This is a genomic window from Achromobacter sp. HZ01 (genome assembly GCF_003267925.1).
Classification (GTDB): domain Bacteria; phylum Pseudomonadota; class Gammaproteobacteria; order Burkholderiales; family Burkholderiaceae_B; genus Achromobacter; species Achromobacter pulmonis_A.
The window spans coordinates 305,803-325,664 of record NZ_LWKV01000002.1; the positions used below are offsets into that span (position 1 = coordinate 305,803).

Annotated in this window: 20 protein-coding genes and 1 pseudogene; 7 read left to right on the forward strand and 14 right to left on the reverse strand. The window is 69.9% G+C overall.

From position 1 onward, the window contains the following. Positions 1 to 53 precede the first annotated feature (53 nt). Complete coding sequence (locus tag A6B37_RS10525) at positions 54 to 659, forward strand: phosphatase PAP2 family protein (RefSeq protein ID WP_102773773.1); 606 nt, start codon at positions 54 to 56, stop codon at positions 657 to 659. 252 nt (positions 660 to 911) lie between these two features. Here A6B37_RS10525 and A6B37_RS10530 read toward each other — a convergent pair whose 3' ends face one another. From A6B37_RS10530 to A6B37_RS10540, 3 genes are all read right to left on the reverse strand, one after another. Continuing rightward, positions 912 to 1,892, reverse strand: coding sequence for a tripartite tricarboxylate transporter substrate binding protein (locus A6B37_RS10530; RefSeq protein WP_111825708.1), 981 nt, complete (start codon positions 1,890 to 1,892; stop codon positions 912 to 914). 41 nt (positions 1,893 to 1,933) lie between these two features. Next, entirely contained in the window at positions 1,934 to 3,019 is a 1,086-nt protein-coding gene (locus tag A6B37_RS10535; protein WP_102773774.1) for a tartrate dehydrogenase, read from the reverse strand. A 93-nt stretch (positions 3,020 to 3,112) separates the two neighbouring features. Next, complete coding sequence (locus A6B37_RS10540; RefSeq protein WP_210405790.1) at positions 3,113 to 3,652, reverse strand: methylated-DNA--[protein]-cysteine S-methyltransferase; 540 nt, start codon at positions 3,650 to 3,652, stop codon at positions 3,113 to 3,115. A 146-nt stretch (positions 3,653 to 3,798) separates the two neighbouring features. Here A6B37_RS10540 and A6B37_RS10545 point away from each other — a divergent pair, with 146 nt between their 5' ends. After that, entirely contained in the window at positions 3,799 to 5,244 is a 1,446-nt protein-coding gene (locus A6B37_RS10545) for an AlkA N-terminal domain-containing protein (protein WP_111825709.1), read from the forward strand. A gap of 1 nt (position 5,245) precedes the next feature. Here A6B37_RS10545 and A6B37_RS10550 read toward each other — a convergent pair whose 3' ends face one another. From A6B37_RS10550 to A6B37_RS10590, 9 genes and pseudogenes are all read right to left on the reverse strand, one after another. Continuing rightward, positions 5,246 to 6,151 carry a LysR family transcriptional regulator gene (locus A6B37_RS10550; RefSeq protein ID WP_102773777.1) on the reverse strand — a complete coding sequence of 302 codons (906 nt, stop codon included), beginning with the start codon at positions 6,149 to 6,151 and terminating at the stop codon, positions 5,246 to 5,248. 23 nt (positions 6,152 to 6,174) lie between these two features. Continuing rightward, positions 6,175 to 6,657, reverse strand: a complete 483-nt coding sequence (locus A6B37_RS10555; protein ID WP_102773778.1) for a YajQ family cyclic di-GMP-binding protein — start codon at positions 6,655 to 6,657, stop codon at positions 6,175 to 6,177. Between the two features lie 68 nt (positions 6,658 to 6,725). Continuing rightward, positions 6,726 to 7,514: a heme ABC transporter ATP-binding protein gene (locus tag A6B37_RS10560; RefSeq protein ID WP_210405803.1), complete on the reverse strand. Its 789-nt coding sequence runs from the start codon at positions 7,512 to 7,514 to the stop codon at positions 6,726 to 6,728. Further along, positions 7,511 to 8,473, reverse strand: a complete 963-nt coding sequence (locus tag A6B37_RS10565) for an iron ABC transporter permease (protein WP_111826308.1) — start codon at positions 8,471 to 8,473, stop codon at positions 7,511 to 7,513. The genes A6B37_RS10560 and A6B37_RS10565 overlap by 4 nt, the downstream gene beginning before the upstream one ends. 34 nt (positions 8,474 to 8,507) lie before the next feature. Next, positions 8,508 to 9,341, reverse strand: coding sequence for an ABC transporter substrate-binding protein (locus A6B37_RS10570; protein WP_102774150.1), 834 nt, complete (start codon positions 9,339 to 9,341; stop codon positions 8,508 to 8,510). 8 nt (positions 9,342 to 9,349) lie between these two features. Continuing rightward, a complete protein-coding gene (locus tag A6B37_RS10575) occupies positions 9,350 to 10,393 on the reverse strand; it encodes a ChuX/HutX family heme-like substrate-binding protein (protein ID WP_111825711.1) in 1,044 nt (347 codons plus the stop codon). A 55-nt stretch (positions 10,394 to 10,448) separates the two neighbouring features. Then, a complete protein-coding gene (locus A6B37_RS10580; RefSeq protein WP_111825712.1) occupies positions 10,449 to 12,767 on the reverse strand; it encodes a TonB-dependent hemoglobin/transferrin/lactoferrin family receptor in 2,319 nt (772 codons plus the stop codon). Positions 12,768 to 12,842: 75 nt separating this feature from the next. Next, positions 12,843 to 13,031: pseudogene (locus A6B37_RS26225) on the reverse strand (DUF4880 domain-containing protein); the annotation flags it as partial. A gap of 47 nt (positions 13,032 to 13,078) precedes the next feature. Continuing rightward, positions 13,079 to 13,588: a sigma-70 family RNA polymerase sigma factor gene (locus A6B37_RS10590; protein WP_246842443.1), complete on the reverse strand. Its 510-nt coding sequence runs from the start codon at positions 13,586 to 13,588 to the stop codon at positions 13,079 to 13,081. 141 nt (positions 13,589 to 13,729) lie between these two features. Between A6B37_RS10590 and A6B37_RS10595 the strand changes: the two genes are divergently transcribed. The 4 genes from A6B37_RS10595 (at position 13,730) to A6B37_RS10610 (ending at position 16,441) form a co-directional block, all read left to right on the forward strand. Next, positions 13,730 to 14,197: a CopD family protein gene (locus A6B37_RS10595; RefSeq protein WP_111825714.1), complete on the forward strand. Its 468-nt coding sequence runs from the start codon at positions 13,730 to 13,732 to the stop codon at positions 14,195 to 14,197. 122 nt (positions 14,198 to 14,319) lie between these two features. After that, positions 14,320 to 15,183 carry a hypothetical protein gene (locus A6B37_RS10600; RefSeq protein ID WP_111825715.1) on the forward strand — a complete coding sequence of 288 codons (864 nt, stop codon included), beginning with the start codon at positions 14,320 to 14,322 and terminating at the stop codon, positions 15,181 to 15,183. 76 nt (positions 15,184 to 15,259) lie between these two features. Then, positions 15,260 to 15,952, forward strand: a complete 693-nt coding sequence (locus tag A6B37_RS10605; RefSeq protein ID WP_111825716.1) for a YafY family protein — start codon at positions 15,260 to 15,262, stop codon at positions 15,950 to 15,952. 66 nt (positions 15,953 to 16,018) lie between these two features. Further along, positions 16,019 to 16,441, forward strand: a complete 423-nt coding sequence (locus A6B37_RS10610) for a VOC family protein (protein WP_102773786.1) — start codon at positions 16,019 to 16,021, stop codon at positions 16,439 to 16,441. Positions 16,442 to 16,455: 14 nt separating this feature from the next. Here the strand turns inward: A6B37_RS10610 and A6B37_RS10615 are convergent, their stop codons facing one another. Together A6B37_RS10615 and kynU are read right to left on the reverse strand one after the other, a co-directional pair. Beyond that, positions 16,456 to 17,862 carry an amino acid permease gene (locus tag A6B37_RS10615; protein WP_111825717.1) on the reverse strand — a complete coding sequence of 469 codons (1,407 nt, stop codon included), beginning with the start codon at positions 17,860 to 17,862 and terminating at the stop codon, positions 16,456 to 16,458. A gap of 83 nt (positions 17,863 to 17,945) precedes the next feature. Then, positions 17,946 to 19,196 (reverse strand): kynureninase, encoded by a 1,251-nt coding sequence (kynU, locus tag A6B37_RS10620; RefSeq protein WP_102773788.1) that lies wholly within the window; start codon positions 19,194 to 19,196, stop codon positions 17,946 to 17,948. A gap of 139 nt (positions 19,197 to 19,335) precedes the next feature. On the opposite strand from kynU, the gene A6B37_RS10625 reads away from it, so the two are divergent. Continuing rightward, positions 19,336 to 19,809 (forward strand): Lrp/AsnC family transcriptional regulator, encoded by a 474-nt coding sequence (locus A6B37_RS10625; protein WP_102773789.1) that lies wholly within the window; start codon positions 19,336 to 19,338, stop codon positions 19,807 to 19,809. Positions 19,810 to 19,862: the final 53 nt, after the last annotated feature.

Genomic DNA, 19,862 nt, shown 5'->3' on the forward strand with positions numbered 1-19,862 from the left:
GGAATCCTCACTACCATCGTGGCTATTCATTTATTACGCTGCGATGACGTGTCATGAATTCCCTGGAAAACCTTAACCAGTCCCTGTTCCTGCTGCTCAACGCCGACCCGGCCACGCCGGCATGGCAGCTGCACGCCGCCATGCTGGTGGCCAACCGCTTGATCCTGCTGGTCCCGGCCGGATTGGCCGCGGCCTGGCTGTGGGGCGGCGCGGCCCAGCGCGACCTGGCGCTCAAGGCCCTGGCCAGCGTGGCCCTGGGGCTGTTCGCCAGTTATCTGTGCGGCGCGCTGTGGCCGCACCCCCGCCCCTTCGTCATCGGGCTGGGCCATGCGTTTTTCTCGCATGCCGCGACCTCGTCGTTTCCCAGCAACCACACCATCATCATCGCCACCCTGGCCTGGGCGCTGATCTTCGACCGGCGCTGGGCGGGCCTGGGCTGGGCCGCGCTGGCGCTGGCCGTGGCGGTCGGCGTCTCGCGGGTGTACCTGGGCGTGCATTTCCCGCTGGACATCGCCGGCGGCCTGGCCCTGGCTCCGCTGGCCGCGGCGGCGGCCGTGCCGCTGTGGAACCGCGCGGGCGCGCCGCTGACCGACTTCGCCCAGGCCGTGTACCGCAAGCTGCTGGCCCTGCCCATCGCGCGGGGCTGGATCCGCGCCTGACGTCAGTTGATCGCGACCTTGGCGTCCTTGACCGGCGCCGCCGGCCGCCGCCAATCGATGGGTGCAGCGCGAGATTCCCGACGAAAAAACCCAAGCGCCAAGCGCGCGAAACCCATCGGCCGGTGCAAGCCGGCTTTTACCTCTTGCCACGAAAGGCGGCGGCTGGCGCCGCCTGATGGGTTTCGCGCGTTCAGCATCCGGGTTCTTGCTTAAGAATTCTCGCGCTGCACCCATCCTACGATTCGGGCTGCGTCAATTGATCGCGACCTTGGCTTCCTTGACCAGCTTGGCGTAATTCGCGGTGTCGGTCCCGATGCGGGCCTGCATTTCGGCCGGGCTGTCGCCGATGGGCACGGCGCCGATCTCCGCCATGCGGCGCGAGAAATCCGGCGAGCGGATGATCTTCACCATCTCCGCGTTCAGCCGCTGCACCACCTCCTTGGGCACGGCTGCCGGCGCCAGCACGCCGAACCACGTGCCCATGTCGAAGGGCTTGAGGCCGGCCTCCTCCATCGTGGGCACGTCGGGCAGGGCCGCCGAACGCTTGTTCGTGGTCACGGCCAGCGCGCGCAGCTTGCCGCTCTGGATGTGCGCCAGCACCGGCGTGATGGTGTCGAACGACATGTCGATCTGCCCGCCCAGCAGGTCGGTAGTCAACGGGCCGCTGCCCTTGTAGGGCACGTGCAGCAGCTTCACGTGGCCTTCTTTCTCGAACTGCGCGCCGATCAGGTGCTGGCCGGTGCCCATGCCGTTCGATCCGAAGGTCAGCTTGCCGGGCGCGGCCCGCGCCATCGTCAGCAGGCCCTGGACGTCCCTGGCCTCCAGCCTGGGATTGACCACCAGCACGTTGGGCACCAGGGCCACCGTCGTGACCGGCGCAAAATCCTTCTGGAAGTCGTAATGCAGGCTCTTGTAGACGCTGGTGGCGATGGTGTGGTGCACCGCCCCCATCAGCAGCGTGTAGCCGTCGGGCGCGGCCTTGGCCACGTAGTCGGCGCCCAGCGTGGAGCCGGCGCCCGGCTTGTTCTCCACCACCACCGGCTGGCCCAGGCTCTTGCTCAGTTCCTGGCCCAGCGCGCGGGCCAGCACGTCGGTGGTGCCGCCGGCCGGGAACGGCACCACCAGGTTGATCGGCCGCGCCGGATAGGTTTGCGCCGACGTGGCGCCGGCGAAAGACAGGCCCAACAGACAGGCGAACGCCAGGGCGCGCGCGCGAACGGCTTTCTTGTGCATGGTTGTCTCCTCGTTATGGGTATGGCCGTGTCGCCGGCGCCTCAGGCCGCGCGGGCCGGCGCCAGCGCGGCCAGCTTGGCGCAGACCGCCGCAGTGACCTGCTCCGTGGTCGCGCTGCCGCCCAGGTCGCCGGTGTGCAGCGCCGGATCGGCGGTGACGCTTTCGATGGCCTGCATGAGCCGCGCGGCCGCCTGGGTTTCGCCCAGGTGCTCCAGCAGCATGACCACCGACCAGAACGTGCCCACCGGATTGGCCAGGCCCTTGCCCATGATGTCGAAGGCCGATCCGTGGATGGGCTCGAACATGGACGGATAGCGGCGCTCGGGATCGATGTTGCCGGTGGGCGCGATGCCCAGGCTGCCGGCCAGCGCCGCCGCCAGGTCGCTCAGGATGTCGGCGTGCAGATTGGTGGCGACGATGGTGTCCAGCGACGCCGGGCGGTTGACCATGCGGGCGGTGGCGGCGTCGACCAGTTCCTTGTCCCAGGTCACGTCCGGAAATTCGCGGCTGACCTGCAGCGCGATCTCGTCCCACATCACCATGGCGTGGCGCTGCGCGTTGGATTTGGTGATGACGGTCAGCAGCTTGCGCGGGCGCGACTGCGCCAGCCGGAACGCGAAGCGCAGGATGCGCTCGACGCCGGCGCGGGTCATGATGGACACGTCGGTCGCCGCTTCGATGGGATGGCCCTGGTGCACGCGGCCGCCCACGCCCGAATATTCGCCTTCGGAGTTCTCGCGCACGATCACCCAATCCAGCTGCGCCGGCGCGCAGCGCTTGAGCGGGGCGTCGATGCCGGGCAGGATGCGCGTGGGGCGCACGTTGGCGTACTGGTCGAAGCCCTGGCAGATCTTCAGCCTCAGGCCCCACAGCGTGATGTGGTCGGCGATGTGCGGATCGCCGGCGGAACCGAACAGGATCGCGTCCTTGTCGCGCAGCGCGTCCAGGCCGTCGGCCGGCATCATGACGCCGTGCTTGCGGTAGTAGTCGCCGCCCCAGTCGAAATCCTCGAACTCGAAACGCAGGCCGCCCTGTCCGGCCAGTTCCTGCATGACCCGGCGGCCGGCCGGAATCACTTCCTTGCCGATGCCGTCGCCGGGAATGGTTGCGATGCGGTAAGTCTTCATATGCCGACAGGGCTCCTTGCAGGTGAGGGTCTGTCGGCACTGTACCGAGGCGCTTTGTTCGCGGCCGCCCCGGAATTCAAAACAACTTTAACTTCAGGTTGAAGATCGCGGGCACCAGCGCGCCTCGTGCTCCAGCAGCCAGCGCTTGCGGTGCAGGCCGCCGCCATAGCCGGTCAGCGACGCGTCCGCGCCCACGACGCAATGGCAGGGCACGACGATGCCCACCGGATTGGCGCCGTTGGCCAGCCCCACCGCACGCACGGCCGTGGGCCGCGCGATGCGCTGCGCGAGCGCGCCGTACGTGATCGGCGCGCCGCCGGCGATGCCGCGCAGGGCCTGCCAGACCTGGCGCTGGAAAGCGGTGCCGCCGGTGGCCACGTCCAGCGCGTCGATGGCGCGCACCGCGCCGTCGAAATAAGCCTCCAGCGCGCGGCGCGCGGGCGAGGCCTGTGCGGCGTCGCGCAGCGCGATGGGCTGCCGGCGGTACTGCGTGCGCAGCAGCCTGTGCATACGCGGCTCGTAGTCCTCCCAGTCCACCGCGCGCAGCTGCCCGCGCTCGTCGCCGAGGATCAGCATGCGGCCGATGGGCGTGGGCGCCCGTTCGAGAAAAAAGACCTGCGGCTGCACGGACATGCGGGCTCCGGTTATGCGATGGACATGGGCAGAATATAGAACCGGCCGCGGACCGGCGCTCGCGGTTTTCGGACAGCAATGCCGCGTGCACAACAATGTCCGAAAACCGCTAGATCGGAGCCGCGCGGCGGCGTTAGCATGGCCGCATGGACTTGAACCACGACGCCTGCTACAGCGCCATCCAGGTGCGCGACGCCCGTTACGACGGCCGCTTCTTCACGGCCGTCAAGACCACGGGCATTTATTGCCGCCCGGTCTGCCCGGCGCGCACCCCGCTATCGAAGAACGTGACGTTCTACGCCACGGCGGCCGCGGCGCAGGAGGCCGGCTACCATCCCTGCCTGCGCTGCCGGCCCGAAACCGCGCCGGAACTGGGCCCGGGGCACGAACTGCCCGACAGCGTGTCGCGCGCGCTGCAGCTGATCGAACTCGGCGCGCTGGACGAGGACGGCGTGGACGCGCTGGCCCGGCGGCTGGGCGTGGGCGAACGCCAGCTGCGGCGCCAGTTCCGCCAGCACCTGGGCGCCTCGCCGGTGGCCGTCGCCCAGACGCGGCGCGTGCTGCTGGCCAAGCAGCTGATCCACGAAACCCGGCTGCCGATGGCCGAGATCGCCTTCGCCTCGGGCTTCGGCAGCATCCGCCGCTTCAACGAGATATTCCACGACTTGTTCGGCCGCGCGCCGGGCGAGCTGCGGCGCTCCGGCAAACCCGAGGTCTCCGCGCGGCAGGACGGCGAGATCAGGCTGCTGCTGCGCTACCGCCCGCCCTACGACTGGGACGCGATGCTGGACTTCCTGCGGTTGCGCGCCATCCCCGGCGTCGAGCGGATCGAGGGCGACACCTACGCGCGCACCATCTGCCTGGACGGCAGCCAGGGCACGGTGAGCGTGCGGCCCGGCGCCGGCAATGCCTTGCAGGCCGTGGTGCGTTTTCCGCGGCTGCAGGCCCTGCCCGCCATCATCGCGCGGCTGCGCCGCGTGTTCGACCTGGCCAGCGACCCGGTGGCCATCGCCGCGCAGTTTGCGCGCGACCCGGTCCTGACCGCGCTGATCCAGGCCAGGCCGGGGCTGCGCGTGCCCGGCGCCTGGGACGGCTTCGAGCTGGCGATGCGCGCCGTGCTGGGGCAGCAGATCACGGTCGCCGCCGCGATCCGGCTGGCCGGCAAGCTGGTGGCCGCGCACGGCGCGCCCATGGCGCAGCCCGATGGCGCGCTCACGCACGTCTTTCCGCTGCCCGAAGCCGTGGCCGGCGCCGAGCTCGCGTCGCTGGGCATGCCGCGCAGCCGCGCCGCCACCCTGTCGGCGGTGGCCGCCGCGGCGGTCGCCGACAGGCATTTGTTCGAAGCCGGCGGCAGCCTGGCCGAGTCCGTGCTGCGGCTGCGCGAAATCCGCGGCATCGGCGAATGGACGGCGCAATACATCGCGCTGCGCCAGCTGCGCGAGCCCGATGCGTTTCCGTCGGCCGACATCGGCCTGATACGCGCGCTGGAACGGCTGGAATCGCGCGCCTACACGCCGGCGCAGCTGCTGGCGCGCGCCGAGGCGTGGCGGCCGTGGCGCGCCTACGCGGCGCAGCACCTGTGGGCGGCCTGAATTACCACTGCCCTTCGGCGCCTTTCTGGAAGTACCCCACCAGGAAGTCCACGAACACCCGCACCTTGGTGGACAGGTGGTGCCTCTCGGGAAACACGGCGTAGATGTCCGCCTGCGGCAAGGCGTAGTCTTTGAGTACCTGCACCAGCCGGCCGCTGCGCAGGTAGCGCGCCAGGTCCCATTCGGCGCGCTGCAGAATGCCCAGGCCCGCCAGGCCCCACGTGAGGGTGACTTCGCCGTCGTTGCTGCTGAGGTTGCCGCGCACCTTCACGGTTTCGCTGCGGCGTCCCTTGGTGAAGCGCCACAGGCCGTAGGCCGCTTCGTTCTGGCGCAGCACGATGCACTGGTGCCGCGTCAGGTCATGCGGCGCGGCGGGCACGCCGTGGGCTTTCAGGTAGCCGGGCGATGCGCACACCAGGCGGCGGTTGGGCGCGATCTTGCGGGCGATCAGGCGCGTGTCGGGCAGGTCGCCGAAGCGCACCGCCACGTCGAAGGCGTCCTGCACGAAATCGGCCGGGCTGTCGGTCAGCTGCAGTTGCAGCGACACCTCGGGATACTTCTGCGCGAACTCGGCGATGGCCGGCGCGATATAGCTGCGGCCGAACCCCAGCGGCGCGTTGACCTTGAGCAGGCCGCGCGGACGGTCCTGGCGGCTGGCGATCAGCTGGTCCAGGTCTTCGATCTCGCCCAGGATGCGGCGGGCGTTTTCCAGGTAGAGCTCGCCTTCGGCCGTCAGGCTCAGGCGCCGCGTGCTGCGGTTGACCAGCCGCACGCCCAGGCGCGCCTCGATCTGGGCCAGCCGCTTGCTGACCGCCGCCGGCGTGACGCCCAGCTCGCGCGCCGCGGCCGACATGCCGCCGGCGCGCGCCAGTTCGACGATCAGCAGCAGCTCACTGGAATGTCCCATCGGCCGCGTCCCGGAGCCGGGCTTCAGTCGCGGAAGTTCTCGAACTGCAGCGGCAGGTCGACGTCGGTCTTTTTCAGCAGCGCGATGGCGGTTTGCAGGTCGTCGCGCTTCTTGCCGCTGATGCGCAGCTTGTCGCCGTTGATCTGCGATTCCACCTTGAGCTTGGCGTTCTTGATGGCCGCGATGAGCTTCTTGGCCACCGGCTGTTCGATGCCCTGCTTGATGGTGACCTTCTGGCGCGCGCCGCCCAGGTTCTCCAGCGGATCGGCCACGTCCAGGCAGCGCACGTCGATGCCGCGCGCCGACAGGCGGCCGCGCAGGATGTCGAGCATCTGCTTGAGCTGGAATGCGCTGGAGGCGACCTGCGTCACGACGAAGCCTTCCAGTTCGAACTTTGCGTCCGTGCCCTTGAAATCGAAGCGGGTGGACAGTTCGCGGTTGGCCTGGTCGACGGCGTTGGTGAGTTCGTGTTTGTCGACTTCGGAGACGACGTCAAAAGTAGGCATGACACGGGTCCTGTGCAATGGTGGGTGAAATGGGATTCAGCGCCATTTTACCGGCGCCCGGCCCCGCGTCACGCCGTCACCACCAGCAGGCGCCCGGCCTGCAGCGGATGCGCGATCACCTGCGCGTCGATGCCGTAGGCCAGGCGCAGATTGGCCGGCGTCAGCACCTCGGCCGGCGCGCCGGCGGCGATGGCGCGCCCCGCGCAAAGCAGCAGCAGGCGGTCGCACCAGCGCGCGGCCAGGTTCATGTCGTGCAGGATCACCAGTACGCCGGTATGGCCCGCGTGCGCCAGTTCCGCCGCCGCCCGCAGCAGTTCGCCCTGGTGCCTGGGGTCCAGGCTGGCGGTGGGTTCGTCCAGCAGCAGATAGCGCGCCTCGCCGGGCACGCGCGCGGCCTCGCACTGCGCCAGCACGCGGGCGAACTGCACGCGCTGCTGTTCGCCCCCGGACAGTTCGGGATAACGCCGGACGCGCAGATGGCCGGCGTCGGCCCGCCGGAGCGCCTGCTCCACCAGCGCGTCCACGGCCGCCGGCGGCAGTTCGGGAAACGGGTAGGCGCCCATCGCCACCACCTCGCGCACGTCCAGGTCGAAGCTCAGCCCGGGCTTTTGCGGCAGCACGGCGCGCCGGCGGGCCTGCAGCCGCTGCGGCAACCGCGCCAGGGAGGTCCCGTCCAGCCGCACCCGGCCGCCGTCGGGCGGCAGTTCGCACGACAGCGCGGCCAAGAGCGAGGACTTGCCCGCGCCGTTGGCGCCCAGCAGGCCCACGACCTCGCCGGGCCGCAGCGCCAGCGACACCCGGTCCAGGATGCGGCTGCCGCCGCGCGACAGCGTGAGGTTTTCGGCCGCCAGCATCAGCCCCGCCGCCTGCCGCGCCCCAGCAGCCACAGGAAGAACGGACCGCCCACCAGGCTGGTGACCAGGCCGATCGGCAGCTCGGCCGGCGCCACGGCCACGCGCGACAGCCAGTCGGCCAGCGCCAGCACCAGCGCGCCGCCCAGCACGCAGGCCGGCAGCAGCCAGCGGTGGTTGGCGCCCAGCGTCATGCGCACCAGGTGCGGCACCACCAGGCCGACGAACGCGATGCCGCCCGTGGCCGCCACCAGCGGGCCGACGATCAGCGCGCAGGCCAGCACCAGCCCGGCCCGCACGCGCCTGAGCGCATAGCCCAGATGCTGGGCCTCGCGCTCGCCCAGCAGCAAGGCGTTCATCACGCGCCATTGGCGCATGAGCCACAGCGACACCAGCAGCACCCACGGCCCCAGGAACGCCAGCAGCGTCCAGTTGGCGCCCGCCAGGCTGCCCATGCTCCAGAACGTCAGGTCGCGCAGCTGGGTATCGTTGGCGACGTACGTGAACAGGCCGATCGCCGCGCCGGCCACCGCGTTGATCGCGATGCCGGCCAGCAGCAGTCCGGCCACGCCCGGCACGCGCCGGCCCAGCGCATAGGCGCAGAACGTCGCCAGCAGGCTGCCCGCGAACGCGGCCGGCGCCAGAATCCAGAAGCCGCCGGAGGTCAGCACGATGGCCCCGACCGCCCCCAGCGCGCCGCCGGCCGACACGCCGATCAGGCCCGGCTCGGCCAGGGGATTACGGAACAGCGCCTGTATGGCGGCGCCGGACACGGCCAGCGCGGCGCCGGCCACCAGCGCGAACAGCACGCGCGGCAGGCGGATGTCGATCAGCACCTTGCGCCAGAGTTCGCCGCCGGGCGCCGGCGTTCCCCACAGCAGCGCGGGCAGTTCGGTCAACGGAATGCGGACCGCGCCGCTGCTGCTGGCCGCCAGCGCCGCCACGATCACGGCCAGGGCCAGCAGCAGCAGGGCCAGCGGCGGCGTGATCCGGTCGGCGCTAGCGCGCCATCGCACCGGCGACCTCGCGCTTGAGTTCGGTCAGGGCCTGCGGCAGCCGCGGCCCCATGCCGAGCAGCAGCGGATCGTCCATGACGATCAGGCGCTGGCGCGCGGCGGCCGGCGTGGACGCGATGCCGGGCGTGGCCAGCAGCCCGGCCTTGCCGCCGCTGGCCGCCAGCGAGGATTTCGTGACCACGATCACGTCCGGCGCCAGCGCGCTGACCGCCTCGGCGGAGATCGGCTTGTAGCCTTGCTGGTCATGCAGCACATTGACCAGGCCCGCCATCGTCATGACCTTGTTAGCGGCGGTGCCGTTCCCGGCGCCGCGCAGCACCCCGCCCAGCTTGAACAGCAGGATGGCGCGGGCGCGCGAAGCCGGAACCGCCTCGGCCCGTTCGAGTTCGCGCGCGACGCGCTCGACCATGCGCTCTCCCTGCGGGGCCGCGTCCAGCGCGGCCGCGACGTTGCGGATGCGCGCCTGCAGCGAATCCACCGAGGGCCGGTCGGGCACGGTGACCACGCGCACGCCGACCTCGGCCAGGCGCCGCAGCGCCTCGGGCGGGCCGGCCTGTTCGGACGCCAGCACCAGGTCGGGTTCCAGCGCCAGCACGCCTTCCACCGGCACCGCGCGGTAGTAGCCGACATGCGGCAGCCGCGTGGCCGCCTCGGGGTAAAGGCTGGAGAGGTCGTCGCCCACCAGCCGCCCCTCCTGCCCCAGCCCGTAGACGATTTCGGTCACGCTGCCGCCCAGCGTCACCACCCGCTCGGGCGCCCCCGCATGCGCGGCCACGGCCATCGTCCATCCGGCCGCCAGCGCCAGCCAGGTCTGCATCGCGCGGCTCACGCGGCCAGCGGCACGCTGCACAGGCTTTCCACCAGCGTGCGCCACTGCGTCAGTTGCCGACGGCCGGGCCGGCGTTCGCCGAAGAACTGCGCGATCAGTTCTCCGGAGCCGGAATACAGCTCCAGCGAAGTGATCCAGCCATCGACGGTGGGCCTGTGCACCACCCAGGCCGCCGCGATCGCCTCGGTGTCCAGGTGCAGGTTGAAGGTGGCGTCTAGCACGTTGAACCACGCGCCGGTGCGGCGCAGCTGCCGCACCGGGCCGGTATGGATCTGGACCATGCCCCGGTTGCCCACGAAGCACATGATGGACAGCCCCGACTGCGCCGCCGATTCCAGGATGCGCACGACGGATTGCGCGGGCACGGGCTGCGCCAGGTCGGGGCCGGCGGCGGCCAGCCCGGCCAGGCGCGACACCTTGAACTTGCGCAGCAGCGGAAAGAATTCGTGTATGTCCTGCATGGCCAGCCAGTCTGCGCGCCATTGCGCTTCGTCCGCCACGCTGTCGGCGTTGGCCGCCGGCGCGTAAGGCTCGGGTTCGGGCCATTGCGGCGCGCCCGCAAAGCGGGCGACCAGCGCGTCATAGGCCGCCGCCGAATCTTCATCGGTGTACACCTTGTGCACGGCCACGCCCTCGCCGTCGAAGAACTGCAGGCTGCGCCTGCCGTCGCGTTCGACCGCCCAGGCCGACTTCCAGCGCCTGAAGAACATGCGCAGGTCGATGTCAGGCCCCAGCACCATCCCCACCATGTTCTCGGCATGGATGCCCTGGTAGACGCCGTGGCGTTCGTGCACGCACCACTCGTTGCGCGTCAGCGCCATGACCCTGCCCAGCGTGCCGAGCTGCCGGAAGATTTCCTGGGGCACGCCCTGCAGGGCCGTGGCCTTCAGGCCGCCGCAGCCGGCGGCCACCCACTCGGCTTCGGAGACGCCCAGCTCCCGGGCCTGGTCGCGGGCGCGCAGGCCCGGCCTTGCGGCGGCCAGCGCCTCGTCGCGCGCTCTGAGCGCCTGCGCGCGGGACGTGAAATCGGTATGGCTCATGGTGGTCCTCCGACCGATGGAACAGGTTGCGCAAGCCGCCGCCGACGGCTCGGGATCAGTACTGGTATATCAGCGAAACACGGGCGCTGCGACCCGATTCGGTCTGCCAATCGATCGGCCGCGACGACATCCAGGGCGCGCCAGGGCTTTGCACGGTAAGGGCGTCCCAGTACTTCTTGTCGAACAGATTGAAGACGCCCGCCCGCAGCAGCAGCCCCTTCACCGCCCCGGGCCGCCAGTACGCCGTCAGGTCGGCCACGCCATAGCCCGGCGCGTAGAAAACCGGCGGCGGGGGCTGCCTGGGCCGGGCCCGGCGGACCGCGGGCTGTTTGGCGCGCAACACCGCGGTCAACAGCGCCTCCAGGCCCCAGGCGTCGCGGCGGTAGCCCACGCCCAGTACCGCCTTCAGCGGCGCCACAGAGGGCAGCAACGTGCCCGTGTCGGTTTCCTTGCCCACGGCCCAGGCCAGCGAGCCCCAGGCGCGCCAGCCCGGCGCGAACTGCCAGTGGGCGCTGGCGTCCGCGCCGTAGATGCGCACCCTGGCCCGGTTCTGGGTCGCGTAGATGCCCCATGGGAACGCGCCCGCCCATTCCGGCTTCCACAACGCCGAACCCGGGGTCACCACCGCGCTGGCGTCGATGAAGTCGCGGTAGCGGTTGTCGAACCACGACAGCGAGGCGCCCAGCGCGTCGGACCCGAGCCTGGCGCCCAGCTCCCAGCCCCTGCTGGTCTCGGGTTTCAGGTAGGGGTTGCTCGCGCGCAGCAACGATTCGGGGCCGCCGTAGTTGATGAAGAGCTGCGTGGCGTCGGGCGCCTTGAAACCGTGCGCGTACTGCGCGTAGAAGCGCAGATGGCGCGCGGCCTTCCAGGTGGCCAGCAGCTTGGGCGAAAGCCGGCCGCCACGGTTGCGCGGCGGCAAGGGGGACGCGACCGGATTGTGCTGGTAGTCGGTAGTGGACAGCGGCCGCTGCTCGTAACCGTCGTAGCGCAGGGCGGCCAGGATCGTGTAGCGGCCGTCGACGAAGCTGAATTCGTCCTGCGCCCACACGGCCCATTGCCTGCCGCGGGAGCGGGGCCGATCGGCCTGGTTGGTATGCAGCAGTTCGCAGGATCGCGGGCCGTACCTCCTCGGCAGGTCCGGAAGCATTGTCGGGCAGTTGTCGTAGCCGCTGGAATTCTGGCTGGACTGGCTGCTGCGCCATTCGGCGCCCAGCGTCCACAACTGCGCCACGGCGTCGTGGGCAATGCGCGCGGTGGCTTCGGCGCTGGCCCCGAATTGCGCCAGCCAGGTGCTATTGCGACGGCCATAAGGGCCGTTGGGGAATCCGTAGCCTATCGGGTCGCCCGGCTTGAGGTAGGCGCGGCGATCGACGCTGCGCAAGCCGTCGGCCGAGTGCACCAGGTGCTGGCGCTGCCAGTAGACGAGGACGCTTGCGGTATCGACCAGGCCGCCGGCCGCCGGCGCCTGATAGGAATAATCGAACGACACGCGCTGGCGTTGCGTCTGCCTGCGGTTGCGTTTTTCGCCGAGTTCGTACTTGGTGCCGGGTCCCTGGTCCGAGCGGCTGTCGATGTCGGTGTTGCGCTTGAAGAATTCGCCCGTCAGGCCGGCCCGGTGCCCGCCTTCGAAGCGCTGCTGCAGCTTGAGCAGGAGACTGCGCTGCCGGTGATTCGCGGGGTCGGGTCTGTCGCGATCGGGGCCGTAGCCGCCGACTTCGCCACGGTTATCGCGTTCGTGGCCCTCGCGCTGCCGCGCCAGCACGAGCCACAAGGTGTTGCTGCGGATACGGCCGGCCAGCGCCGCGCTGCCTGTCCAGCCGGTGTCGGCGGAATCGTGGCCGGCCTTGGCCTGCGCGCCGAAGTCCCTGCCGTCGCGCAGCAGGTCGGAGGGATCGAGCGTGTACATATTGACGACGCCGCCAAATGCGCCGGAACCGCCGCCGCTGGCGTCGGCGCCGCGCGCGACGTCCAGCCGCGCAAGGCTGTTGAAATCCACCGCTTCCAGTCCGCCCTTCACTTCGCGCACGCCGTCGTCCAGCCACGGCAGGCGGATGCCGTCCACCCGCGTCAGCACGCGGTCCTGGTCCAGGCCGCGGATATTGATGCTGTGGTTCTGGCGATTGAAGCTCACGCCCAGCTCGGCGCGCCTGCCCAGATCGGTCCAGTCCTGGATTTGCAGATCGTCCAGGCGCTCGCGGCGGCTGCGGGTTTCCCAGGCGGGCGCGGCTTCTACGCCCTCGCCCTCCACGATGACGGGCGCGAACTGCCGCAAGGCGTCCGCGTTCTGGGCCAATGCGCCGGCGCTTGCGGCCGATAGCAGCGCCGTAGCGGCGAGTCGGAAGCCGCTCGCGCGGCCTGCGGAAAAGTAAGCCATGGTCGTCCTCTTGATCCACGAGGCAAAAACATGCCTCTAGAGACCATGACCGTCGGCAGGCCCGAACCGGCCACGGCGGCCCAGCGTCGCCATGCCCACAGCAGGCGGAATCAGTCCGAAACGCGCGTACACGCGCTGCGCGCGCTGCCAGGCATGTTCGTGCTCGGCCCTGCTGGCCCGCCACCGGCAGCAGGCCAGCCAGTCGGCCTGCGTGGCCCGCGGCGAGCTCAGGCGCAGCAGCCAGCGCGCGGCCTGGCGCGCCACGCGGCGCGGCACCGCCGGCAGTTCGCCCGCGGTTTCGCGCAGTGCGTTCAGGCCGCCGCCATGATGCATTGTTCGAGCCCCTTGGCCACGTAGCGGCGCACCGAACGCAGGGACACATTGAGCCTGGCCGCGATTTCGTGGTGGCTGCGGCCTTCGAGCTGCGCCATCAGAAAAGCCTGGCGCACCGGCGCGGACAGGCCCGCCAGCATGTCGTCGATGTCCTGCAGCGCCTGCAGCACGATCGCGCGCTGCTCGGCGGACGGAGCCGCCTGATCGGGCAGCAGCGCCAGGGCCTCGAAATAGGCCTGCTCCACCGAGCGGCGCCGGTGATGGTTGATGAGCAGGCGGCCGGCGACCGTGGTCAGGTAGGCGCGCGGCTCGCGCAGCGCGCCCACCTCGTGGCGGTGCCGCAGCACGCGCACGAAGGTGTCCTGCGCCAGATCGGCGGCGTCGCAAGCATTGCCCAGCCGGCTCCCCAGCCAGCCGCGCAACCAGCCATGATGCGCGCGATACAGGAGGTGGACGGCGTCGCTCGGGCCGGGTACGGGATTCAGCACGTCAGGCTCCTTGAGGCTTGATTTACGAATAACAATCAATCTCATTCTAGAGCCGCCAAGCCGAGCCGCGCGCCGCATCGGTCGGAGATATGATGGGGACAGATTTCGCCGTCCCGACGGCCTCATGCAAAGGCGGGTTCCATGCTTTACAGCGCGCTCAAGTTCGTCCATGTCATGGCCGTGATTCTCTGGGTCGGCGGCATGCTGTTCGCCCACTGTTTCCTGCGTCCCGCCGTCGCCCGGCTGGAGCCGCCCGTGCGCCTGCCGCTGATGGCCTCGGTGCTCGGGCCCTTCCTGAACGCCGTGCTGGGGGCCATCGTGCTGATCCTGCTGTCGGGCGTCGCCATGATCGGCCAGGAGGCGTCCCAGGCGGCGCAGACGGGCGGCGCCTTCTTCATGCCGCGCAGCTGGACGGCGATGGCCGCGGGCGGCCTGGTCATGATGGCCATCTATGCCTACATCCGGGCCGCCCTGTACCCGCGGCTGAACGCGGCCGTGGCGCGCTCGGACTGGCCCGCCGCCGGCGCGGCCCTGGGCGGCGTGCGCCGCTGGGTGGGCGTGAACCTGCTGCTGGGCATCGCCATCGTCGCCATCGTCTTTCTGGGCTAGTGCGCTGCCATCGGCCTAGCGGGGGCTGGCATCGGGATTCTTTTGTTTGCTGCAATATGCATTACATCCGCGCGCCGCACACTGCGGATGCCTCTCACGGCCTGCCGCCCAAAGGAATCCCCATGATCAAGCGCGTGTTCTTCAAGCTGGCCGCTTTCGGCCTGTTCGCCTCCACGTCCGCCGCGCACGCCGCGGCGCCCATCGACAACAGCGCGCTGGACCAGCCCGGGTTCCGCGAACACAAGGCCACCTACGGCGTGGTCTACCGCCTGCCCCAGGACGTCAATGCGGTGCTGGACGCCAAGATCCGGCCCACGCTCAAGGCCGATCTGCTCAAGCTGGGCCTGAAGACCGAAGCCGACACGCCCAACATGCCGCACGTGACCGTGGTGCACATCCACAGCGCCGATCCGGCCACGCCGGCCCGCATGCTCAAGGCCCTGCCCAAGCCGCCGGCGCCGCTGCAGGTGACGCTGAAGAACTTCTATCCCACCGAAGCCGCCAAGGGCGCCGGCCATCCGTGGTGGCTGGACCTGGGCGTGGTCAAGAGCGGCCAGGGCTTCGAGGACATGATGCGCTACAACACCGTGGCCACCGCCGCGTTGGCGCCGCTGCGCGACGGCCCGCTGCCGCGCGTCACCGGCCCGGTCTACGCCAAGATGGGCGACGCCGGCAAGGAACTGGTCAAGTCCGTGGGCGTGAGCGGCGTGAACGTCATGAAGGACGGCCAGGAGGTGCGCGCGCACAACCCGCACACCACCCTGGTCTACAGCATGGCGCAGTACGACGCCCGGCTGCAGGAGGCCATGGCGCAGGAGGCCGCCAAGTTCAACGCCGCGCTGCCCGACGGCATCCCCGCCACGTTCAAGGACGTGTCCATCGTCGAGATCGGCTTCGCCGGCAACGTGGTGCGCGAGATCTACCGCGTCAGCCTGGAAGACGGCTCGGTGCTGGACGTGGCCAGCGGCAAGCCGGCAAGCCGCTGAAACGCCGGGGCGGCGCGGCCCCGGATGCTGCCATTTCGTGGCAGCATTACGTAATTCCGGCCCGTCCGCCCGCCCCATGTCCCGCACCGCCCGACTCCTCGATCTGCTGCAGACGCTGCGCTGCCATCGCCGCCCCGTCAGCGGCCGCCAGCTGGCCGCCGACCTGGGCGTCAGCATCCGCACCCTGTACCGCGACATCGCCACGCTGCAATCGCAGGGCGCCGAGATCGAGGGCGAGCCGGGCGTGGGCTACGTGCTGCGGCCCGGCTTCATGCTGCCGCCGCTGATGTTCAGCACCGAGGAAATCGAGGCCCTGGTGCTGGGCACCCGCTGGGTCGCGGGCCGCGCCGATCCCCGGCTGGCGCAGGCCGCCAGCAACGCGCTGGCCAAGATCGGCGCGGTGCTGCCGGCGGAATTGCGCGACGGGCTGGACGCCATCCCGCTGCTGGTCGGCCCCAGCATGATGACCGTGGTCGACCGCGTGGACCTGTCGCTGATCCGCCAGGCCATCCGCGACGAACGCAAGATCGGCATCAGCTACCGCGACGACAAGGGCGCGGATTCGGCGCGCGTGATCTGGCCGTTCGCGCTGGGCTTTTTCGACAGCGTGCGCATCGTCATGGCCTGGTGCGAGCTGCGCCAGGATTTCCGCCATTTCCGCACCGACCGCATCGCCGCGCTGACGCCCGGCCCGCGCTATCCCAAGCGCCGCCATGCGCTGCTCAAGGAGTGGCGCGCGATCGAGCGCGGCCGCAGCCGGGCGGCTTGAACACTACTGCCAAAAACTGACAGTACCGCTGTCTAAGATGAGCGCGTCACTCACCTGGAGCGCATCATGTCCGACACCAATTTCGTTATCCTCTATGTGGACAAGCCGGCCGCCAGCGCCGCGTTCTACAGCGCGCTGCTGCAGCGCCCGCCGATCGAAAGCTCGCCCACGTTCGCGCTGTTCGCGCTGGATTCCGGCCTGATGCTGGGCCTGTGGTCGCGCCATACCGTGGAGCCCGCCGCCGCCGGGCGCGGCGGCGCCTCGGAACTGGCGTTCACCGTGCCGGACGCCGACACGCTGGACCGCCGCCACCTGGACTGGAGCCTGCGCGGCCTGCCCATCCTGCAGCCGCCCACCGACATGGACTTCGGCCGCACCTTCGTCGCGCTGGACCCCGACGGCCACCGGCTGCGGGTGTTCGCGCCGGCGCCGCAGGAACCGGCCGCCGCCGCGCCGGCGGGCGGCGCAGACCGCCTGGCGCACGCCTGAAGCGGCCCGTCCCGTCAGGCGCCCGGCTGGCGCGAGGGCAGCGCCGCCGGCGCGGCGCGCTTGCGCAGCAACAGCCCGTAGGCCCCCGCCAGGATCAGCAGGAACGGCACGCCGAACACCAGCGTCATCTTGAATACGCCGGTGAAGTACGTGGTGCCCAGAATGGCCAGCATGGCGGCCGCGCCCAGCAGCGTCAGCACCGGAAAGCCCGGCATGCGGAACGACAGCGGCGCGCCGCCTTCGCGGGCCCAGCGCCGCCGGAAGAAGTAATGCGTCACGAAGATCATCATCCACGTGAACAAGGCGCCGAACATCGAAATCGCCATCATCAGCGTGAACGCGGTTTCGGGATACAGCACGTTCAGCACCGCCGCGATGGCGATGCCGCTGGTCGACACCAGCAGCGCATTGAGCGGCGTGCCGCTGCGCGACAGCCGCCCCAGCGCCGCCGGCGCATGGCCGGCGCGCGACAAACTGAACATCATGCGCGTGGTGATGTAGAGCTGGCTGTTCATGGCCGACAGCGCCGCCACCAGCACGATGAAATTGATGACGTCGGCCGCGCCCGGAATGCCCAGCGACTGCATCACCTTCACGAAGGGGCTGCCGCCCTTGCCGGCCTCGTCCCAGGGCACGATGGCCAGGATCAGCGCCAGCGTCAGCAGGTAGAACACCACCAGGCGCGCGATGGTGGCGCGAAAAGCCTGCTTGACCGCGCGTTCGGGGTCCTCGGCCTCGCCCGCGGCCACCGCGATCATCTCCACGCTCAGGTAGCTGAAGATCGAAATCACCACCGCGATCCACATGCCCCAGACGCCATTCGGGAAGAAGCCGCCATGCGAGGTGTACAGCGCCGCGCCGTACTGGGGCTCGCCCCAGACCACGTAGGCGCCCAGGATGATGAAGGCCACGATGGCGCTGACCTTGACGGTCGAGAACCAGTACTCCACGGTGCCGAACGCCTTGACGCTCATGGCGTTCACGCAGATCAGCAGCGCCGAGAACAGGCAGACCCACTGCCAGCCGGGCACGCCCGGGAACCAGAGCTTCATGTATTCGGCCACGGCGGTGACCTCGGTGCCCACCGCCAGCACCACGCAGGACCAGTACGCGTAGCGCACCAGGAAGCCGGCCAGCGGGCCGATGTAGTGTTCGGCATAGGCCCCGAAGGAACCCGAGGTGGAATGCGCCACCGTCATTTCCGCCAGGCAGCCCATCAGCAGCAGCGTGATCACCCCGCCGATGGCGTAGCTGAGGATCACGCTGGGACCGGCGAAGCCGATGGCGAACTTGCTGCCCAGAAACAGCCCCGTGCCGATCGCGCCCCCGATGGCGATCATGCTCATCTGCCCCGAGGTCAAGCGCCGCTTGAGCCCCTGTTCGCGTTCGGCGATGCGGCCGAATCCCTGTTGTTGCGGCATAGTCTCCTCCTTGTACTGCGCTCTCTATCTGGATACAGGGCCTTTGCGGCCCGCGCTCGGATCTGTCGCTGCCGTGTCCCGGTTCAGGTCACGGCGGCGCGCAGCTTGAACTCGGGCCGGTCCCAGGCGCGGCTGTCCAGCACGTCCTTCAGGATGTCGACCGCATCCCATACGTCGGCATAGCCGAAGTACAGCGGCGTGAGGCCGAAGCGCAGCACCTCGGGCTCGCGGTAGTCGCCGATGACGCCGCGCGCGATCAGGGCCTGCATCACCTCGAAGCCGTTGGGATGGCGGAAACTGACGTGGCTGCCGCGCTCGGCGTGGTTGCGCGGCGTCACCAGCGTCAGCGGATGATCCGCGCAGCGCGCCTCGACCAGCGCGATGAACAGGTCGCCCAGCGCCAGCGACTTCCTGCGCACCTCGGCCATGTCGGCCGCCAGCGCCACGTCCAGGCCGCACTCCACCAGCGACAGCGAGACGATGGGCTGGGTGCCGCACAGGTAGCGCCGGATGCCGCCGGCCGGCTCGTAGGCCACCGCCATGTCGAAGGGACGCGTATGGCCCCACCAGCCGGACAGCGGCTGCCGGAAGTCCTTGGTGTGGCGCGGCGCCACCCAGATGAAGGCCGGCGATCCGGGGCCGCCGTTCAGGTACTTATAGGTGCAGCCCACGGCGAAGTCGGCGTCGGCGCCGTTCAGGTCCACCGGCACCGCGCCCGCGGCGTGCGCCAGGTCCCAGATCGCCAGCGCGCCGCGCTCGTGCGCCAGCGCGGTCACGGCGGCCATGTCGTGCATCTGGCCGCTGCGGTAGTTCACATGCGAGAGCAGCATCACCGCCACGGAATCGTCCAGCGCGGCCTCCAGCGGCAGCTGCTCGTCGATCAGGCGCATTTCGTAGCCCTGCTGCAGCAGGTCGATCATGCCCTGGATCATGTACAGATCGGTGGGGAAGTTGTCGCGCTCGGACAGGATCACGCGGCGCGCCGGCTGCTTCTGCTGCTGGATGCGCAGCGCGGCGGCCAGCGCCTTGAAGATGTTCAGCGAGGTCGTGTCGGTGACCACCAGTTCGCCTTCGCGCGCGCCCAGCAGGCCGCCCAGCTTGTCGCCCAGGCGTGCGGGCAGCTCGAACCAGCCGGCGGTGTTCCAGCTGCGGATCAGGCCCGCGCCCCATTCCTGGCCGATCACGGCGGCCGCGCGGCCGGCGGCGGCCTTGGGCAGCACGCCCAGCGAATTGCCGTCCATGTACAGCACGCCCGGCGGCAGGTCGAAACGGTCTTTGAGGGGCGCCAGGGGGTCCTGGCGGTCGGCGTTCACGCAATCTTCGCGGGTATTCATCACGGCTCCATCTCGGGCATATTTCCCGATAAATACTATCAGCGCCGGCAGGCTGATATATTGCAAATCCGGGCGCGGAATACCCTAGGTTTCCGCAGTGAATTGCACGAAATCGACTTTTTCGGAATTTGATTGCGCCATGCAGATAGACGCCATAGACAAGCGGATTCTTTACCGCCTGCAGGAAGACGCCCACCTCAGCAACCAGGACCTGGCCGAGCAGGTGGCGCTGTCGCCCTCGGCCTGCCTGCGGCGCGTGCGCGCGCTGGAAGAAGCCGGCCTGATACGCGGCTACCGCGCCGTGCTCGACGGCGAAAAGCTGGGCTTCGAACTGGAGGCCGTGGTGCACGTGTCGCTGGACCAGTCCCGCCCCGGCTGGCACGAGGAATTCCTGGCCGGCATCGCGCTGCACGACGAAATCACCGAGGCCTCCATCGTGACGGGCGCGTCCAACTACATCCTGACCGTGCGCACCCGTAATCTTGCGGCGTTTTCGCAGTTCGTGGAGGACAAGCTCAGCAAGATCCCGGGCGTGCGGGATCTTTGCTCGCATATCGTCATGCGCAAGGTGAAGAGCCGCGGCGGGATGTTGCCGTTGGGGGGATGGCGGTGAGTTAGGGTGGGTTTCGGGCTGATGGGTTTCGCGCGCTCGAGACTTGGGTTCTT

Coding starts and splice junctions, on each gene's coding strand:
- A6B37_RS10525 (WP_102773773.1), top strand. CDS start 54: ATGAATTCCCTGGAAAACCTTAACCAGTCCCTGTTCCTGCTGCTCAAC.
- A6B37_RS10530 (WP_111825708.1), bottom strand. CDS start 1,892: ATGCACAAGAAAGCCGTTCGCGCGCGCGCCCTGGCGTTCGCCTGTCTG.
- A6B37_RS10535 (WP_102773774.1), bottom strand. CDS start 3,019: ATGAAGACTTACCGCATCGCAACCATTCCCGGCGACGGCATCGGCAAG.
- A6B37_RS10540 (WP_210405790.1), bottom strand. CDS start 3,652: ATGTCCGTGCAGCCGCAGGTCTTTTTTCTCGAACGGGCGCCCACGCCC.
- A6B37_RS10545 (WP_111825709.1), top strand. CDS start 3,799: ATGGACTTGAACCACGACGCCTGCTACAGCGCCATCCAGGTGCGCGAC.
- A6B37_RS10550 (WP_102773777.1), bottom strand. CDS start 6,151: ATGGGACATTCCAGTGAGCTGCTGCTGATCGTCGAACTGGCGCGCGCC.
- A6B37_RS10555 (WP_102773778.1), bottom strand. CDS start 6,657: ATGCCTACTTTTGACGTCGTCTCCGAAGTCGACAAACACGAACTCACC.
- A6B37_RS10570 (WP_102774150.1), bottom strand. CDS start 9,341: ATGCAGACCTGGCTGGCGCTGGCGGCCGGATGGACGATGGCCGTGGCC.
- A6B37_RS10575 (WP_111825711.1), bottom strand. CDS start 10,393: ATGAGCCATACCGATTTCACGTCCCGCGCGCAGGCGCTCAGAGCGCGC.
- A6B37_RS10580 (WP_111825712.1), bottom strand. CDS start 12,767: ATGGCTTACTTTTCCGCAGGCCGCGCGAGCGGCTTCCGACTCGCCGCT.
- A6B37_RS10595 (WP_111825714.1), top strand. CDS start 13,730: ATGCTTTACAGCGCGCTCAAGTTCGTCCATGTCATGGCCGTGATTCTC.
- A6B37_RS10600 (WP_111825715.1), top strand. CDS start 14,320: ATGATCAAGCGCGTGTTCTTCAAGCTGGCCGCTTTCGGCCTGTTCGCC.
- A6B37_RS10605 (WP_111825716.1), top strand. CDS start 15,260: ATGTCCCGCACCGCCCGACTCCTCGATCTGCTGCAGACGCTGCGCTGC.
- A6B37_RS10610 (WP_102773786.1), top strand. CDS start 16,019: ATGTCCGACACCAATTTCGTTATCCTCTATGTGGACAAGCCGGCCGCC.
- A6B37_RS10615 (WP_111825717.1), bottom strand. CDS start 17,862: ATGCCGCAACAACAGGGATTCGGCCGCATCGCCGAACGCGAACAGGGG.
- kynU (WP_102773788.1), bottom strand. CDS start 19,196: ATGAATACCCGCGAAGATTGCGTGAACGCCGACCGCCAGGACCCCCTG.
- A6B37_RS10625 (WP_102773789.1), top strand. CDS start 19,336: ATGCAGATAGACGCCATAGACAAGCGGATTCTTTACCGCCTGCAGGAA.